This is a genomic window from Ruegeria sp. CK1 (genome assembly GCF_056536545.1).
The window spans coordinates 23,547-39,890 of sequence record NZ_JBQFPX010000010.1; the positions used below are offsets into that span (position 1 = coordinate 23,547).

Here is a 16,344-nt window from a genome sequence, read left to right on the forward strand (position 1 = left end):
CCCTGCCGGGGGCACGGGCCCCGGCTAAATCAACGATAACGGAGGAACGTCATGACAACGAAAATTGTCATTGGACTGGACGGGACAGAAACCGGGGAACGTGCGATCGCCTTTGCCAAGGATTTGGCTGGGCGCATCGGTTCATGCGAGTTGCTTGTGGTTTATGTAATCGAATGGTCCCCATTCACTTTCCAAACACCGGAAGAAAACGCCCTTCGGCATAAGCGGCGCGAGGAAGAGGTCGAATTGGCCACGACTCGGATCGTAACGCCGGCTGTGGATGCTTTGAACGCGGCCGGTTTTGCGGCGCATGGCATCGTTCGCCATGGCGACGTAGCCGAAACGCTTAACGCGATCACGGTTGAAAACGGCGGAACACAGATCATCGTCGGGCGCGCCTCGGCGGATGGGTTCAAGAAGCGGCTCTTTGGCAGCTCGACCCAAAATCTGGTTATGCACGCCGACGTGCCGGTCACTGTGGTGAACTGAGTGGAGGGACAAGAATGAATATTCGACAAAAAATAGGACTGGCCACCGCGGCTGCTCTGTTCGCCGGCCCCGCAATGGCGCAAGATGCCCCGGGTCTGGACGAAAAAATCAATCAGGCATTCGCCGATTTCACTGGGCCTTTTGTTAGCTTTATCTTCGCACCGTTCCCGGGAACAGGTTTCCCTTGGATCGTGGGTTGGCTGGTCGTCGCGGCGACGGTGTTTACGCTTTATTTTGCCTTTGTGCAGTTGCGGTTCTTTAGCCACGCAATAAGCCTTGTGAAAGGTGATTACTCCGACCCGAACGACGCGGGTGAGGTCAGCCATTTCCAGGCCCTGGCAACGGCGTTGTCGGGCACCGTAGGCTTGGGGAACATCGCCGGTGTTGCTGTGGCTGTCGGTATCGGTGGTCCCGGTGCGACCTTCTGGATGATTGTCGCGGGCCTGCTGGGCATGGCGTCAAAATTCACCGAATGTACGCTGGGCGTTAAGTATCGCAACGAATATGAGGATGGCACCGTTTCGGGTGGCCCGATGTACTATATGTCGAAGGGCTTCAGCGAGTTGGGCTTGCCAGGCGGTAAGATTCTGGCCGTACTGTTCTCGATCTTCTGTATCCTTGGTGCGCTGGGCGGGGGCAATATGTTCCAGGCCAACCAAGCACACCAGCAGATTGCGGGCATCACCGGAGACTACCCCGGCTGGATCACGGGCCTGGTCTTTGCAGGCATCGTTTTCGCGGTGATCGTGGGTGGTCTTAAATCCATCGCACGCGTGACCGAAAAGGTCGTGCCCTTTATGGGTATAATGTATGTGGCGGCTGCGCTGGTTATCATCCTGATGCATGCCGACCAGATCGGCTGGGCCTTCGGCCAGATTTTCGCAGGTGCCTTCACCGGCCTGGGCGTAGCTGGCGGCATGGTCGGAGCGTTAATTCAGGGCTTCCGTCGTGCGGCGTTTTCGAACGAAGCGGGCGTTGGTTCTGCTGCGATTGCGCACTCGGCTGTCAGGACCAAAGAGCCGATCACTGAAGGGTTCGTGTCGCTGCTTGAGCCGTTCATCGACACGGTCGTTATCTGTACAATGACCGCGCTGGTGATCATCATCACCCAACAGCTGATCGTTGATCCGGAAACCGGCAACTACATGCTGAACGAAGCTGGCAACGCAATTGCCACGGTCGACGGAAACTCGGGCGTCAGCTTGACCTCAGCGGCCTTTGCAAGCGCCTTCGGTTGGTTCCCCTACGTGCTGGCGATTGCGGTTGTGCTGTTTGCTTTCTCGACCATGATCAGCTGGTCCTACTATGGCCTGAAGGCCTGGACATATCTGTTTGGCGAGGGTCAAACCACAGAGCTGATCTTTAAGGTCATCTTCTGCATCTTCGTTGTGATCGGTGCGGCGGCCAACCTCGGCCCTGTTATCGACTTCTCGGATGCGGCGATCTTTGCGATGGCGGTTGTGAACGTCTTTGCGCTCTACTTCCTGATGAAAGTTGTGCGCGAAGAGCTGGCCAGCTACTCGGCCCGACTGAAAAGCGGTGAGATCCGCAAATTCGAACACTAAATCATTCCACCGGGGCGGCGTGTGTCGCCCCGGTGCCTGACCACCCTGCCAAAAGCGCAGATTCTGGTCGAAACCCCCTTGCCAGTATGACGGAACTTGCGTAAACGGCGCTTCTGATCGCGTGACCGGCCGAGATGGCATGCCGAGTCGCGTTTTGTACCGAACCCTGAAAGGAGACGGAAATGCCTAAGATGAAGACAAAGTCGAGCGCCAAGAAGCGCTTTAAGGTGACTGCGACCGGTAAGGTCCTTGCTGGTCAGGCCGGCAAACGGCACGGCATGATCAAGCGGACCAAGAAGTTCATCCGCGATGCGCGTGGCAACACCACCCTGTCCGCCCCCGACGCCAAGATCGTCAAGGGCTACATGCCCTACGACCGCTAAGAGGAGATTAAGAGATGTCCCGCGTTAAAGGTGGAACCGTAACTCACGCCCGTCACAAGAAGATCATCAAAGCCGCCAAAGGTTATTATGGTCGCCGCAAGAGCAACTTTAAAGTTGCCACGCAAGCCGTCGACAAGGCCAATCAGTACGCAACCCGCGACCGCAAGAACCGCAAGCGCAACTTCCGCGCGCTGTGGATCCAGCGCATCAACGCAGCTGTGCGTAGCCACGACGAGGCTCTGACATATTCCCGCTTCATCAACGGCCTGAACCTGGCCGGCATCGAAGTGGACCGCAAAGTTCTGGCCGACTTGGCCGTACACGAACCGGAAGCGTTCGGTGCGATCGTCGCCAAAGCACAGGCTGCCTTGGCTGCCTGATCCTCTTTCGAGAGACAGTGAAAGAAAGGCCGTCCCGCTTGGGGCGGCTTTTTTGTGTGCTTGTCGTTGCCTTCGTTCCCCTGCTAATTGCCCAAGTGTCCGAGCGACGATCACTGCATCGATGTGAAGGTTGGCTAAATGGTCAGAACATTAAGCAGAATTAATTGAAACGCAGTATTCGAAGCTAAAAACCGTCAACACATGAAGGTTTCATAACCGGAGTGAGTTAGATGAAACATAGTGTTGTGTTGAGCTTCGTTGCCTTGAGCCTGGCCTTTACAAGCGTCCCCGCGTCCGCGTCCTGCCACTTCGGCCTCGATGCGGTGACCGGTATGGAGACAATCATCTGTGATACGGATGGCAGCTTTTCCAGCTGGGGAACCATGATTGCAGAAGCCTGAAACCCTGTGAAAGTGTCTGGGTTTCGCCTGAGAAGGAAATAGCGATGTATATGAAAGTACTTGCAGCTGCCGCACTCGTGGCCTTTTCCGGGCCTGCGCTTTCAGCAGAGTTCTATCCCGCCGACAGCATCGATACAGTCGCACTGATTGGTCCCCCGGCTGAACCCGGGTCGGCAGAATTTGAAAAAGAAATGTTTACTGTAATGTGGTTGCAGGAAAGCCGAACGCCTGAACAAATTGAATTTGTCAAAAAATCAGTCGACCTCGAACGTTTTGCGCCCATCGTTGCGACAGGGCTTCTGGATATCGACACGCAGGTTTTGGCAGAGACGCTGGATCAGATTATCGATGAAGTCCGCGATGACTATAATATGGTTAAGGCGAACTATGATATTCCCCGCCCATTCGTGATTAATGACGCTGTCGAATCTGTGGCGACTGCGTTCCCTGTCACGTCATACCCAAGCGGTCACACCATCCGCGCCATAGTCTATACATCAGTCCTTTCGGATATCTTCCCCGAGCATTCCGACGAGCTTGAGGCGTTGGGGCGTGAAATCGGCTATGGTCGGGTAATAGGGGGCGTGCACTATCCTATGGACGTCGTTTCCGGGCAAGTGCTGGGCAATGCCTACATGGATGTGATCCGCGATCAGCCTGCTTATCAAGCTGCGCTAGATGCCATCCAGGGCGGTACAGACGAAGCAAACGAACCGGTTACGCAATAGGTATCCGTGGATTAGCGGTTATTGATTGCTTTCCTTCTTCACCAGCTGCGCGGCAAACGCGACGCCTGTGCCCGGACCGGCGTAGGTCACCATGATTACGTCATCCAGATAAACGCCGTTAAAAATACCTGCTGCGATGTCATCCCCTGATATCCCGGCCTCGGCCAGAACAAATCGGGTGGGGTCGTCCAGGCTGAAGGTGCCCATTGCCTCTTCCACGATCCACTCAGTGTCGCCGATCCGGCGCCAGCGGTTTGTCGCGGTGATCAGATTGCCGTCGAGCTTTGTGATCTCAAGCTCCATCTCGGTTTTCAGCAGACCTTTCTCGTGGTTCGGATTCGACTTTGCAAAACCGACCAGATACGTGCCATGCCATGTGCCAACGATTTGCGGGAAGCCGCTGCCGGTTTCAGCAATAGCTGGATTTGCGATAGCTAGTAAAATGGCTGCAGCCAAACTGCGGAAAAGGTTGAGTATCATAAAACAATCTCCTGCATAGGGTGAAATCAGGCTACCCGAGATCAGGAAATTGGCAAGTTATCACTCTGAAACAAAAAAACCGGCGCGTTCAGCGCCGGTTTTCACAGGTTAATTTAGGTGACTTAGCCGAACACACGACCCAGCGCGCCGTCAACGGCGTCGGTGATCTGGTCGATGTCATCCGCCGTCGCGATCAGCGCAGGCGAGAAGCACAGCGTGTTGTTGCGGCTGGGGATCGAGCGGTTGGTTGCGCCGATGATCACACCCTGCGCCATGCAGTCGGCCACGACCGCCTGAACGCGTTTCTCATCCATTGGCTCTTTGGTGTCTCGGTCTGCAACCAGTTCAGCACCCAGGAACAGACCTTTGCCGCGTACATCGCCGATGACTTTGTGCTTTTCCATCAGCGCATGCAGGTTGCCGGTCATTCGGTCGCCCATATCAACGCAGTTCTGCAGAAGGTTTTCGTCCTGAATGATGCGCATATTCTCGATGGCTGCGGCGGGACCTGCGGTACAACCGCCAAAGGTCGAGATATCGCGGAAATAGCTCATCGGATCAGCTGCGTCGTCTTTGAACATGTCAAAGACTTCCTCGGTGGTGACCATGCAGGCGATTGCCGCATAGCCCGAGGCCACGCCCTTGGCCATGGTCACGAAGTCGGGCTTGATGCCGTATTGCTGATAACCAAACCAGGTACCGGTACGACCAACGCCGCAGACAACCTCGTCGATGTGCAGCAGTACATCGTACTTCTTGCAGATTTCCTGTACGCGCTGCCAGTACCCTTCGGGCGCTTCAATCACACCGCCGCCTGCTGTCACCGGTTCAAGGCACAACGCGCCTACGGTGTCGGGGCCTTCGCGCAGGATGACCTCTTCGATCTGATCCGCAGCCCACTCGCCAAAGTTCTCTTCTGGCGCGCCGTCCAGCTCGTGCTTGCGGTACTCCATGCAGTGCGGCACGCGCACGAAATCCGGCGCGAAGGGGCCGTATTGCGCGGTGCGCTCGTCCTGACCGCCGGCCGACATGGTTGCAAGGGTCGAGCCGTGATAGTCGCGATCACGGTAAAGGATCTTCGTCTTCTTGCCACCGTATTTCTTATGGGCGATCTGACGGACCATCTTGAAGGCCTTCTCGTTGGCCTCAGAGCCCGAGTTGGTGTAGTAGACGCGGCTCATGCCAGGCATTTTGTCGATCAGCATCTCGGCAAAGATCGAACCGGGGATTGAGCCTGCAGTATTGGCAAAATAGCACAGTTTCATCAGCTGGTCGTAAACCGCCTTACAGATCGATTCGCGGCCATAGCCGACGTTGACGGTCCAAACGCCACCGGAAACAGCATCCAGATGTTCTTTGCCGTTCTGATCCCAGACGCGCATGCCTTTGCCCTCGACAATGATGCGGGGATCATTGGTTTCAAAGGGTTTATGCTGGATCAGGTGGTGCCAGATATGGGCGCGGTCGGCTTCGACTACGCGGGAAAGATCGTTTTCGTTGAACGTGCCGTCCATGACATGTCCTTTCAGTAAGGTGCGGTGCGCGGAGTGTGGGATCAAGCCCGATCCGGCAGGTGTTTGCGATGGCTCAGATCACCGCGAATGGCCTGTCGGAGATAGGGCCAGATTGCATCATCCCGTATCGCCAGTCCATCCCGTCGCCGTATTTTTACGGGTTTGTCACACGCCAATCTTTGTGTTCAATTTACGCTGAACGCGGATTGGGAGGATCAGCGGATGGGAGCCGCACAGATTTACGAGTGTAATTTGGGTAAATGCAGGGCGAATTACACGCCTCTATCTCCCTTGAGTTTCATTGAGCGCACTGCGCAAGTCTATCCCGACTACCCGTCGGTTGTGTATGGCGCGCGTCGGTACAGTTGGGCCGAGACCTATGCGCGATGTCGCCGTCTGGCCGGAGCGCTGGCAGGGCGCGGCATCGGGCAGGGCGACACAGTCTCGGTCATAGCCGCCAATATACCCGAGATGTATGAAGCGCATTTTGGCGTGCCCATGGCCGGAGCCGTTCTGAATGCAATAAACACGCGTTTGGACGCGCCGATTATTGCCTTCATCCTGAACCACGCGGAATCCAAGGTCTTGTTTGTCGATCCCGAGTTTTCGGGTGTGGTGAAAGAGGCACTGAACGAGGTGGATCATGATCTTCTGGTGATCGACATCGAAGACCCAAGCTTTGACCAAGGCGAAAAGCTGGGCAGTCTGACCTATGATGCGCTGCTGGCCGAAGGCGATCCGGAATATGATTGGTCCTTGCCGCCAGATGAGTGGGACGCGATCACGCTGAGTTATACTTCGGGCACCACTGGTAACCCAAAGGGCGTTGTTTACCATCACCGTGGTGCGGCGCTGAACGCGCAATCGGATCTATTGGATTGGGACATGCCCAAACATTCCACGTATTTGTGGACCCTGCCGATGTTCCACTGTAACGGCTGGTGTTTCCCTTGGGCAATGGCGGCAAATGCGGGTGTGTCGGTCTGCCTGCGTGCGGTGCGGGCTGAGCCGATCTATGCTGCGTTCCGCGAGGAAAAGGTCACTCATTTCTGCGGTGCGCCCATTGTGCTGAACATGCTGGCCCATGCCCCGGATGAGTTGAAAGACTTCGACCATCAGATCAAGGTAATGACCGCCGGCGCCCCACCTCCCGCCGCCGTAATCGAAGCGATGGAGGCTATGGGCGTTGAGGTGACTCATGTCTATGGGTTGACCGAGACTTATGGCCCTTCGGTGGTCTGCGCCTGGAAGGACGAATGGAACGTTAAGGATGCCCAGACACGCGCCGCGCTGAAGGTTCGGCAGGGCGTGCGCTATTCAGCGCTGTCTGGTCTGATGGTGGCGGACCCTGAGACGATGGAACCCGTGCCTGCCGATGGCGAAACCATGGGTGAGATTTTCATGCAGGGTAACGTTGTTATGAAAGGGTATCTCAAGAACTCGGACGCGACGGACAAGGCCTTTAATGGCGGCTGGTTTGCCTCAGGTGATTTGGGGGTGATGCACCCCGATGGCTATATCGCGCTTAAAGACCGCTCCAAGGACATTATTATCTCGGGAGGTGAGAATATCTCATCCGTCGAAGTCGAGGGCATTCTGTATAAACACCCGGCGGTGATGGAGGCGGCTGTTGTTGCTCGACCAGATGAAAAGTGGGGTGAAACCCCCTGCGCCTTTGTCGAGCTGAAGGCCGGCGCAACAGCGACCGAGTCCGAACTGATTGCCTTTTGTCGGGACAACATGGCCCATTTCAAGGCTCCGAAGACCGTGGTGTTCGGTTCGCTGCCCAAGACATCAACCGGCAAGGTCCAAAAATTCGTGTTGCGAGATCAGGCACGGGCGCTGGATTAGGTTTTCATCCCGTCGAAAATGGACAGGTTCAACTCCAGCAACTCGCCCATCCAGACGGCCCGGTCCCGGTGATCTTCGAGATGCTGACCGGTTTCAGGGTGGGTGAAGACAGTGAGGCCCTGCCGGTTCAGCATCAGCCAAGGGATCACCTGATCGAAGGCGTCCGGGGCAAAAGCCAATTGGCAACTCCAACGGGGATGGGGGCCGACGTTCTTAGCGTGCATCCGTCCCATTTCGACGGCAAACAGGCGCGCGGCCTCTTCGCAAACCTGCAGCGCAGTGTCCTGCGTATCTGCACCGAAATAGACATGGGCGTGATAACCGACGATCTCTGGCATGGGAACCTCATTGATTTCCTTCAGACAGCCTAAACGATTTGGTCGGCAATCCTAGCTTCGCGCGCACACAGACCCTGTGCGCGAGGTAAAGAACGCTGATCAGGCAGATTTCAAAGCCGCCGCTTCAAGGGCTTTTTTCAACACATTGGCGTCTCCGATATGGTTGGCCAGCACCAGAACCAGCCTGGCATTCAAAGCATCGCTGTCAGGTTTGCTTAGCCCTTCATGGGCGGCTAGCAGCCCGGCGTAAAAATCGTCGGCATTGTCGAGATTGGGGGTGAGTATCAGATCGGCCATCGTGCTTACTCCTTACCGGTGGCCCGGCGGATCGCCTGCCTGAATGCGTTCTCTTCGAAGTTGTCGCGCCGCGCAGCCACGTGTTGGTCAGGACGGATCAGATAAACTGCGCTGGTCGCATCACCCAGATAACGGCGTTTCAGCTCTAGCGTCGGGTCGTCCTTGACCGACAAAGCCAACCGTGTGGCTTCTGTCCCGCCCTCCTCGATCCGCTCAGGCGCGTCCGCGTCGATGGTCAGCAGGGTGAACTTACCACCCAGTTTCGGCAGCAGGAATTCGTCACCCAAGGGCGCGTCAGGACATGCCGAACCGGGTCGGGTAACTTCGGGCCCGTTCAACGCATCTGCCGAGTTGAGAGAAGACCCCTCATAAGTACACGGCGTGCTTAGTCGTCCGGAGTTGACTAGAGGACGCGCGAATTCATGCACTTCGCTAAGATCCAGCACCGCGTCCCGCAGAAGGCGCGACATTTCGGACTTTGGCGTAATGAAATCGGTCGAGCGGCTGGATTTAGTGATGTTCTCGTCCGCCGCCTGGGTCCGTTCACGGCTATAGCTGTCCAACAGCAATTCGGGCGCTTTGCCGTCAATCACCAGTTTCAACTTCCAGCACAGATTGTCTGCATCCTGTATCCCGGCATTGGCCCCAAGGGCCCCGAACGGGCTGACCTGATGGGCACTGTCACCAGCAAATAGGACGCGACCGTAGCGGAACCGATCCATCCGACGGCACTGGAAGGTGTAGATCGAGACCCACTCCAGTTCGAACTCTACGTTCTCGCCCAGCATGGCCTTTAGGCGAGGAATGACATTTTCGGGCCTTTTCTCGCGTTCTTTGTCGATGTCCCAACCGAGCTGCAGGTCAATACGCCAGACATTGTCGGGTTGCTTATGCAACAATGCCGATTGCTCACGATTGAATGGCGGGTCAAACCAGAACCAGCGTTCCGAGGGAAAATCGGCCTCCATGACAACATCGGCAATCAGGAAATTGTCCTCGAACACGCGGCCGTCAAAATCCAGCCCCAGCATTCGACGGGTCGGAGAGCTTGCCCCGTCACAGGCAATCAGCCAGTCGGCCTCTACATTGTAAGGGCCTTCGGGGGTTTCGACTTCAAGAGCGACGTGGGAGGCGTGGGTACCGATGGCTTCAACCTTGTTGCGTCCGCGAATTTCTATGGGCGCTCCTTCAGCTTGCAATTGACGTACGCGGTCGACCAGAGCGTTTTCAAAGTAGTATTGCTGCAGGTTGATGAAGGCAGGGTTTGCATCACCGGCATCTGGCTGCAGTTTGAACTCATAGACTTGACGGTTATCGAAAAAGACTTTGCCTGTATCCCACTGTACGCCTTTGTCGACCAATGCAGGCCCGGTGCCTAGCCGGTCTGCGATGTTCAGCGTCCTTTGTGAAAAACAAATCGCCCGACTGCCGAAACTGACCTTGTCATTGTCGTCCAGTACCACGACCTCGATATCTTGCTGTACAAGATCAATCGCGGTGGCCAGCCCGATGGGGCCTGCGCCGATCACGATCACCTTGTGCCGGATCGGGGTAGCCGCATCCTGATCCGGGCTGCGCTGATACGCGTAAAGTGGGACTTCGAAAATCTTGTTCATAGGCTCTCCCCCGATGTTTTGGTGCTGACGGCACGCAAAAGCCGGTTCTCCGGGAATGTCTGACCAGAGATTTAAGTCAATGGTTTCACTGAAAACGCCTTAGCAAAACGATCTGGATCAAATGCGACGGAATGTCCCTATCCGTGTAATTCCGCCCACATTTCCAGATCGCGCTGAGCGGTCCAAATGCGCGGCGTGTCAATGCCATTGGCTTCGTCATAGGCGCGGGAGACATTGAAAGGCAGGCAATGTTCGTAAATTGCGTAATCATGGAATTTCGGGTCACACGCGGTGCGCACGGCGTCCCATGCCTCTTTCAGAGTGCCACCACGCGCTGCAACCTGTGCTGCTGGGCGAAAAGTGCTGTCTACAAAGTCGCGGGTGTTTTCGATGGCTGCGTTCACCATCTCTTGTCCTATCAAAGCATCACCTCGACCTGGGGCAATGGCGTCTACGCCGAACGCCTTGATCGCGTCCAGCGTCTGGCCCCAGTCACCGAAATGACCATCGCCGCAATAGCAGGCCGAGCGGTATTCTACGATGTCGCCAGTGAACATCACGTTCTGATCTGGAACATGGACAACGATATCTCCGGCTGTGTGAGCGCGGCCCAGATGCATCAAGTCTATTTGGCGGTCGCCCAAATAGACGGTCATCTTGTCTTGGAACGTGGTCGTGGGCCAAGTTAGACCGGGGATGCTTTCATGCCCTTCGAACAGGCGAGGGAAGCGCTGGAACTCACTGTCCCAGTCTTCTTGCCCGCGTTCAGCGATCATGGCGCGAGCCGTGTCCGACATGATGATCTGACGCGCGCCATAAGCGCTAGCCCCCAGCACGCGAACGGCATGGTAGTGGGTCAGGACGAGATGAGTAATCGGCTTGTCGGTGACCGAACGCACGCAGTCGATCACCTTTTGGGCCAGCCGAGGTGTAGCCTGCGCCTCGACTATCATCACGCTATCATCGCCAACGATCACCCCGGAATTCGGGTCGCCTTGAGCCGTGAAAGCGTAAAGGCCGTCGCCAATTTCGGTGAACGAAATCGTCTTCTCTGACAAGTCTGACTGCGAGGCGAAGGCTTTGGTCATGCTAAAGTCCTTGTCGAGCGAACGGGTCTGCCAAGGCGGGCAGAACGGTTCCCACGCACTGCCCAAACCCAATGGTGTAGCCCTTACCTTTGGCAGCTCCAGTCAGGGTCAATGTGTCACCGTCTTCGATGAAACTCCGCGTCTCGCCACTGTCCAGTGTCAATGGTTCTTTTCCGCCCCAACTGAGCTCCAGTAGCGACCCGCGCTCTGGTCGGGTAGGGCCCGATATGGTGCCTGAGCCTAGCAAATCCCCTGTATTCATCGGACAGCCCGAAGTCGCGTGATGCGCCAATTGTTGCGCGGCAGAGAAGTACATTTGGTTGTAGTTCGTTCGGGCGATTGTAGTGCCCTGTTTCCCATTGGGAGCCATCGAGACTTCCAGATCAATATCATACAGCATCGGTCCGCAATCCTTCAGGTGGTCCAATAGTTCAACGTCCCGCGTGGGCGTATCACAGCGAAAGGGCTCTAGCGCCGCTTTGGTCACAATCCAAGGGCTGATCGAGGTGGCGGTTGCCTTGGATTGGAAGGGGCCAAGGGGCTGATACTCCCACGCTTGAATGTCACGGGCAGACCAGTCGTTCAGCAGGACAAAGCCAAAGATCATGGCGTCTGCCATCGGCACCGATATTGGCCCCTCTGAAGGGGTGCCGACGATTGCGCCAATCTCAAGCTCAATGTCAAATCGACGGCTGGGCAGAAAGGCAGGCAGGTCGTAATCGGGCGATTTCAGTTGTCCCCAAGGGCGGCGGATATCGGTGCCCGACACGACAACCGAGGAAGCCCGACCGTTATACCCAATCGGAAGGTGCAACCAGTTCGGTGGCAAAGCATTCTCCGGGCCCCGGAACATGGTGCCGACGTTTTCCGCATGGTGACGGCCCGAGTAGAAATCGGTGTATTCGCTGACCGCAAAGGGCATGTGCATTTCGGCGTCGCATTGCGCAACCAACAGGGGTTCGACAGGCTCCCTTTCTTGCGAGCCTTCGGCTAGCAGGGACGTCAGTCGGTTTCGCAAAGCTGCCCAGACGGCTGGTCCTTGTTCCATCAACGGGTTCCAGAATGGCAGGTCGAACAAAGGCTCGTCGGTCAGGTCGATAAAACCCTCGGCCTCTGCTGTAGTGACGTCCAAGATCATATCGCCAATCGCTACACCGCAGCGAGGGTTACTCGCTTCGGTCGAAAACACGCCATAGGGCAGATTGTTCAATGGAAACGGATGAGAGGCGTCATTGGCCGAAGCCACCCAGGATTTTAGCAACGGCATCTATGATCCTTGTGTGTGTGGACTATTGCGCGTCGCGCAGGGATTTAAGGCCCAACAGCAAAGCGGCCAAAATCATGAAGCCGCCACCGGCTCGATCAAGCCACAGCCGTGCTGATCCCTTGAGCCGATTGGCCAACCAGCTTGCACTGCCGCCATATGCTGTCAGGAATAGACCGTCTATGGTTAGGTATGTGGCTGAAAGGATTGCAAATTGAGGCCAGAACGGTAGCGCGCCGTCGATGAATAGCGGGAATAGTGCGGCGAAGAAAACCACTGCCTTAGGATTGGCAGCTGAGGTGATAAAACCCTGCATCCAAAGTGCCTTGCGGCTGGCGCGGGATGCCGCCTGCATGGTCTTGCGTTCCGCTTTTATGATCATCTTTACGCCAAGAAACACGAGATATGCCACGCCCAGCCACTTGATCACTGCCAATGCGGTACCGGAGGCAGCGATAATGGCCGCAAGACCAAGGCCAGCGGCCAGCATTTGCAGCAGGTTTGCAGTCAAATCCCCGGCTGCGGTGAACAGCCCTCGTTTCAGACCATTAGTTGCCGAGTTGGACAGCATCAGCAACTGGCTAGGGCCGGGCGTGCTCATCAGAAGCAAGACCGTGGCAACGTAAGTGATCCAGATTTCAAAGCTCATTTAGACCTCACTTTTTACCCGGGGTTCCGTCGAACTTTTTCTCAAGCGAGGTCCAGCAGTCAATGTAATCGTCCTGCAACGGGGCCTCGTTGGCGGCAAAAGGCGTCAGATGCTGCGGAAAGCGGGTCTCGAACATGAATGACATGGTGTTTTCCAGTTTGTCTGGCCCAAGGTTCGCATTCGAGGCTTTGTCAAATGCCTCACGGTCCGGCCCATGCGGCAGCATCATATTGTGAAGGCTCATGCCGCCTGGAACAAAGCCCTGAGGTTTGGCGTCGTACTGGCCGTAAATGTTGCCCATAAGTTCGGACATGATGTTCTTGTGATACCACGGTGGGCGGAACGTATCCTCGGCCACCATCCAGCGTTCGCGGAACAGAACAAAGTCGATATTGGCGGTGCCCGGCTGGCCTGAAGGTGCAGTCAGTACGGTAAAGATCGACGGATCTGGGTGATCGAACAGGATCGCGCCGACGGGGCAATAAGTGCGCAGATCATATTTGTAGGGCGCGTAGTTGCCGTGCCAAGCCACCACATCCAGCGGACTTTGACCGATTTTGGTGTTGTGGAACTGCCCGCACCATTTGACGGTCACGGTCGAGGGCACCTCGCGGTCTTCAAACGCCGCGACAGGTGCCTTGAAGTCACGCGGATTGGCCATGCAGTTCGCGCCGATCGGTCCTCGTCCGGGCAGCTCGAACTTCTGGCCGTAATTCTCGCAAACAAAACCGCGGGCGGGGCCGTCCAGCACTTCGACCCGATAGACCAGCCCACGCGGTAGGATCGCAATTTCTTTGGGCTCAACGTCGATAATCCCCAACTCGGTTGCAAACCGCAGGCGGCCTTCTTGCGGTACTACCAGCATCTCGGAATCGGCAGAGTAGAAATATTCATCCACCATGGACTCGGTAACCAGATATATGTGGCTCGCCATGCCGATCTGCGTGTTCACATCGCCTGCTGTTGTCATCGTGCGCATGCCGGTAAGCCAGGTCAGACCTTGATCTGAATGCGGCACGGCATCCCATCGGTATTGGCCAAGGCTGATCACGTCAGGGTCAACGTATGGCGCGGATTTCCAATAGGGCAGGTTGGCTTTTTCATAGCGGTGAGAGTGCTTTACTGAAGGGCGAATGCGATAACACCACGTACGCTCGGGCGGGTTTGCGGTGAAAGCCGTGCCACTGAGCTGTTCACCATACAGACCATAGTTGCAGCGTTGGGGGCTGTTCATCCCCTGCGGCAGCGCACCGGGCAACGCCTCGGTCTCGAAGTCATTGCCAAAGCCGGGCATATAACCCTCGTGTGTGCCAACGGGGCTGCTAGCTTGTGTCAAAGAGTGTGGATCCGTCGGACGGTTCATCCTGAGTTCCTCCGTTTGTTACTTGAGGAATAATAGTTGATTTTGTAACTAACAATAATGACTCAGCATGATCCTACGAAAAGTGATGATTTCAATCTGCAAGACTTCTTACCGTACCTGCTAAACCGCGCGGCCGAGGAAAGCTCGCTTGAGTTTCAGCAAGTTTACAAGGACCGCTACGGCATGTTGCGGACGGAGTGGCGAGTGCTGTTCCATCTGGGCAACTATGGGGAAATGACCGCGAAAGACATCGGAGAGCGGGCGCGACTTCATAAAACCAAGATCAGCCGCGCAGTGCACAAGCTTGAGGCGCGCCGCTTTTTGAAACGACACAGAAGTGAAGCGGATGGGCGAGTGGAAAATTTGACGCTCACATCGGCGGGCCTATCGGCTTATCGCGAACTCTGTGGTATCGCACGGCAATACGATGCGCGGCTGGCATCACAGTTCAACCCAGATCAAGTCACACTGTTGCGTAAAATGTTGCAGCAGCTGGCGCACATGGACTGAATACTGGTAATTTCTGCCTCTGGCCCCCAAATGACAACCAGAGCGGACACTGGAATAATAATAAAATGACGACCCCAAACGCCAATATGGCGAAATCAACTGATCTTATCGAATGGATTGTGACACGCGGCCTTGAAGGGGCTGCGAAAGAAGAGCTGTTGGACGGCTACTGCACCAAACTACTGGAGATGGGTGTTCCGCTCATGCGCTTTCATGCGGCCCAATCGGCGCTGCATCCGGTGTATGGCGGCACCGGGTTCAGTTGGTATCAAGGGCAGGGGGGCGAGTCTGAAACGTTTGCGTACTCCGAAGAGCCCAGTGAGCAGTGGCGGCAAAGCCCGCTGTTTTCGATCCTCAACGATGAGGTGGAAGAGATTCGCGAACGTCTGATCGACCAGAATGAGCCCAGCCGCTTTCCCTTGTTGAACGACCTGCGCCAGATCGGTGCCACGGATTACTACGCCACCGGGGTCAACTTTGATGTGCCAACCCACAACGCACCGAAGGACGCGAAAAAGGCGGTGGACGGTGTTTTGATGTCCTGGACTTCAAACGCGCCCGAAGGGTTTCAGGATAATGACCTTGATCTGATCAACACAGCGTTGCCGCATCTGGGGCTAGCATTGAAATCTGCGGCAAGCACTCGGGTGTCAAAAGACCTGATGCGAGTTTATCTGGGCCGCGATGCCGGGCGTCGGGTTCTGTCGGGGGAAATCCGTCGCGGTTCGCTGCAACAGATAGACGCGGTAATGTGGAACTTTGATTTGGAGGGGTTCACCAGCCTGTCAGAACAGCTACCTGGCAACGAGATCATCGAAATGCTGAACGATTACCTTGCCGTCGCCGTGGGCGTTGTGCATGACAATCACGGCAATATCCTGAAATTCATGGGTGATGGGCTGATGGCGATGTTCGACGTCGGAGAGATTGATGAAGACGCTCGGGCCGCCCTGAAGGCCGTACCGGTATTGCAGCAAAGGATGGAAGAGTTGAATGCCCACCGCAAGGCGGAGGGTCTGCCGGTTGCCAACTTTTCCCTCGCCCTGCACGCCGGAGAAATCTTGTATGGCAATATTGGGTCCGAGACCCGACTGGATTTCACCGTAATTGGTCCTGCCGTCAATCAAACGGCTCGGATCGCAGGCATGCATCGGTCGCTGGGGCAAAGGATATTAATTTCGGATGACGTTGCGCGCGCCGCACAACCGTGTGGTCAGGACCTGATCTCGGTCGGGCGATACATGCTGCGCGGTGTAACTGAACCGAAAGAGCTTTTTACGATTTACAACGCGGCGCACTAGGGTGCCGTTCGGATTCGATGTGACGTCGTGACAGCAGCCACGGCTCACCCTGGTTATTTGAGCTGGTCTTACCCTCGGCCAACCGATTGTTTCTGAGAGATTTTGACGGATCGTGCATCTGTTGTAT

At 56.0% G+C, this 16,344-nt stretch carries 18 protein-coding genes; 9 read left to right on the forward strand and 9 right to left on the reverse strand.

Annotated features, from left to right (window positions below; all coding sequences use genetic code 11):
* Positions 1-51: 51 nt before the first annotated feature.
* From ACR0L3_RS18095 to ACR0L3_RS18120, 6 genes are all read left to right on the forward strand, one after another.
* On the forward strand, positions 52-489 hold the full coding sequence (locus tag ACR0L3_RS18095; RefSeq protein ID WP_480747170.1) for a universal stress protein: 438 nt from the start codon (positions 52-54) through the stop codon (positions 487-489).
* Positions 490-503: 14 nt separating this feature from the next.
* Complete coding sequence (locus ACR0L3_RS18100; RefSeq protein ID WP_480747171.1) at positions 504-2,054, forward strand: alanine/glycine:cation symporter family protein; 1,551 nt, start codon at positions 504-506, stop codon at positions 2,052-2,054.
* 182 nt (positions 2,055-2,236) lie between these two features.
* Complete coding sequence (rpmI, locus tag ACR0L3_RS18105) at positions 2,237-2,437, forward strand: 50S ribosomal protein L35 (protein ID WP_010443552.1); 201 nt, start codon at positions 2,237-2,239, stop codon at positions 2,435-2,437.
* 14 nt (positions 2,438-2,451) lie between these two features.
* Positions 2,452-2,817 (forward strand): 50S ribosomal protein L20, encoded by a 366-nt coding sequence (rplT, locus tag ACR0L3_RS18110; protein ID WP_039523695.1) that lies wholly within the window; start codon positions 2,452-2,454, stop codon positions 2,815-2,817.
* Positions 2,818-3,047: 230 nt separating this feature from the next.
* On the forward strand, positions 3,048-3,218 hold the full coding sequence (locus tag ACR0L3_RS18115) for a hypothetical protein (protein ID WP_480747172.1): 171 nt from the start codon (positions 3,048-3,050) through the stop codon (positions 3,216-3,218).
* Positions 3,219-3,262: 44 nt separating this feature from the next.
* Positions 3,263-3,946: a phosphatase PAP2 family protein gene (locus ACR0L3_RS18120; RefSeq protein WP_480747173.1), complete on the forward strand. Its 684-nt coding sequence runs from the start codon at positions 3,263-3,265 to the stop codon at positions 3,944-3,946.
* Between the two features lie 18 nt (positions 3,947-3,964).
* On the opposite strand, the gene ACR0L3_RS18125 is transcribed toward ACR0L3_RS18120, so the two are convergent.
* Entirely contained in the window at positions 3,965-4,426 is a 462-nt protein-coding gene (locus ACR0L3_RS18125) for a hypothetical protein (RefSeq protein WP_480747174.1), read from the reverse strand.
* Between the two features lie 122 nt (positions 4,427-4,548).
* Positions 4,549-5,940: an aminotransferase family protein gene (locus ACR0L3_RS18130; RefSeq protein WP_480747175.1), complete on the reverse strand. Its 1,392-nt coding sequence runs from the start codon at positions 5,938-5,940 to the stop codon at positions 4,549-4,551.
* A 222-nt stretch (positions 5,941-6,162) separates the two neighbouring features.
* Between ACR0L3_RS18130 and ACR0L3_RS18135 the strand changes: the two genes are divergently transcribed.
* Positions 6,163-7,791, forward strand: a complete 1,629-nt coding sequence (locus ACR0L3_RS18135; protein WP_480747176.1) for an acyl-CoA synthetase — start codon at positions 6,163-6,165, stop codon at positions 7,789-7,791.
* Here the strand turns inward: ACR0L3_RS18135 and ACR0L3_RS18140 are convergent.
* The 7 genes from ACR0L3_RS18140 to hmgA form a co-directional block, all read right to left on the reverse strand.
* Positions 7,788-8,129 carry a DOPA 4,5-dioxygenase family protein gene (locus ACR0L3_RS18140; RefSeq protein WP_480747177.1) on the reverse strand — a complete coding sequence of 114 codons (342 nt, stop codon included), beginning with the start codon at positions 8,127-8,129 and terminating at the stop codon, positions 7,788-7,790. The genes ACR0L3_RS18135 and ACR0L3_RS18140 overlap by 4 nt on opposite strands.
* A gap of 99 nt (positions 8,130-8,228) precedes the next feature.
* On the reverse strand, positions 8,229-8,426 hold the full coding sequence (locus ACR0L3_RS18145; RefSeq protein ID WP_480747178.1) for a DUF2783 domain-containing protein: 198 nt from the start codon (positions 8,424-8,426) through the stop codon (positions 8,229-8,231).
* Positions 8,427-8,431: 5 nt separating this feature from the next.
* Entirely contained in the window at positions 8,432-10,042 is a 1,611-nt protein-coding gene (locus tag ACR0L3_RS18150) for an FAD-dependent oxidoreductase (RefSeq protein ID WP_480747179.1), read from the reverse strand.
* 137 nt (positions 10,043-10,179) lie between these two features.
* A complete protein-coding gene (locus ACR0L3_RS18155; RefSeq protein WP_480747180.1) occupies positions 10,180-11,130 on the reverse strand; it encodes an MBL fold metallo-hydrolase in 951 nt (316 codons plus the stop codon).
* Position 11,131: 1 nt separating this feature from the next.
* Positions 11,132-12,397, reverse strand: a complete 1,266-nt coding sequence (fahA, locus tag ACR0L3_RS18160) for a fumarylacetoacetase (RefSeq protein WP_480747181.1) — start codon at positions 12,395-12,397, stop codon at positions 11,132-11,134.
* Positions 12,398-12,419: 22 nt separating this feature from the next.
* Positions 12,420-13,043, reverse strand: a complete 624-nt coding sequence (locus ACR0L3_RS18165) for a LysE family translocator (protein WP_480747182.1) — start codon at positions 13,041-13,043, stop codon at positions 12,420-12,422.
* Positions 13,044-13,050: 7 nt separating this feature from the next.
* On the reverse strand, positions 13,051-14,406 hold the full coding sequence (hmgA, locus tag ACR0L3_RS18170) for a homogentisate 1,2-dioxygenase (RefSeq protein ID WP_480747183.1): 1,356 nt from the start codon (positions 14,404-14,406) through the stop codon (positions 13,051-13,053).
* A gap of 57 nt (positions 14,407-14,463) precedes the next feature.
* On the opposite strand from hmgA, the gene ACR0L3_RS18175 reads away from it, so the two are divergent.
* Both ACR0L3_RS18175 and ACR0L3_RS18180 read left to right on the forward strand, forming a co-directional pair.
* Positions 14,464-14,916: a MarR family winged helix-turn-helix transcriptional regulator gene (locus ACR0L3_RS18175; protein WP_480747185.1), complete on the forward strand. Its 453-nt coding sequence runs from the start codon at positions 14,464-14,466 to the stop codon at positions 14,914-14,916.
* Between the two features lie 65 nt (positions 14,917-14,981).
* The gene (locus ACR0L3_RS18180) at positions 14,982-16,217 is read left to right on the forward strand and encodes an adenylate/guanylate cyclase domain-containing protein (protein ID WP_480747186.1); all 1,236 of its coding nucleotides are present in this window, start codon (positions 14,982-14,984) and stop codon (positions 16,215-16,217) included.
* The last annotated feature ends 127 nt before the right edge of the window (positions 16,218-16,344 follow it).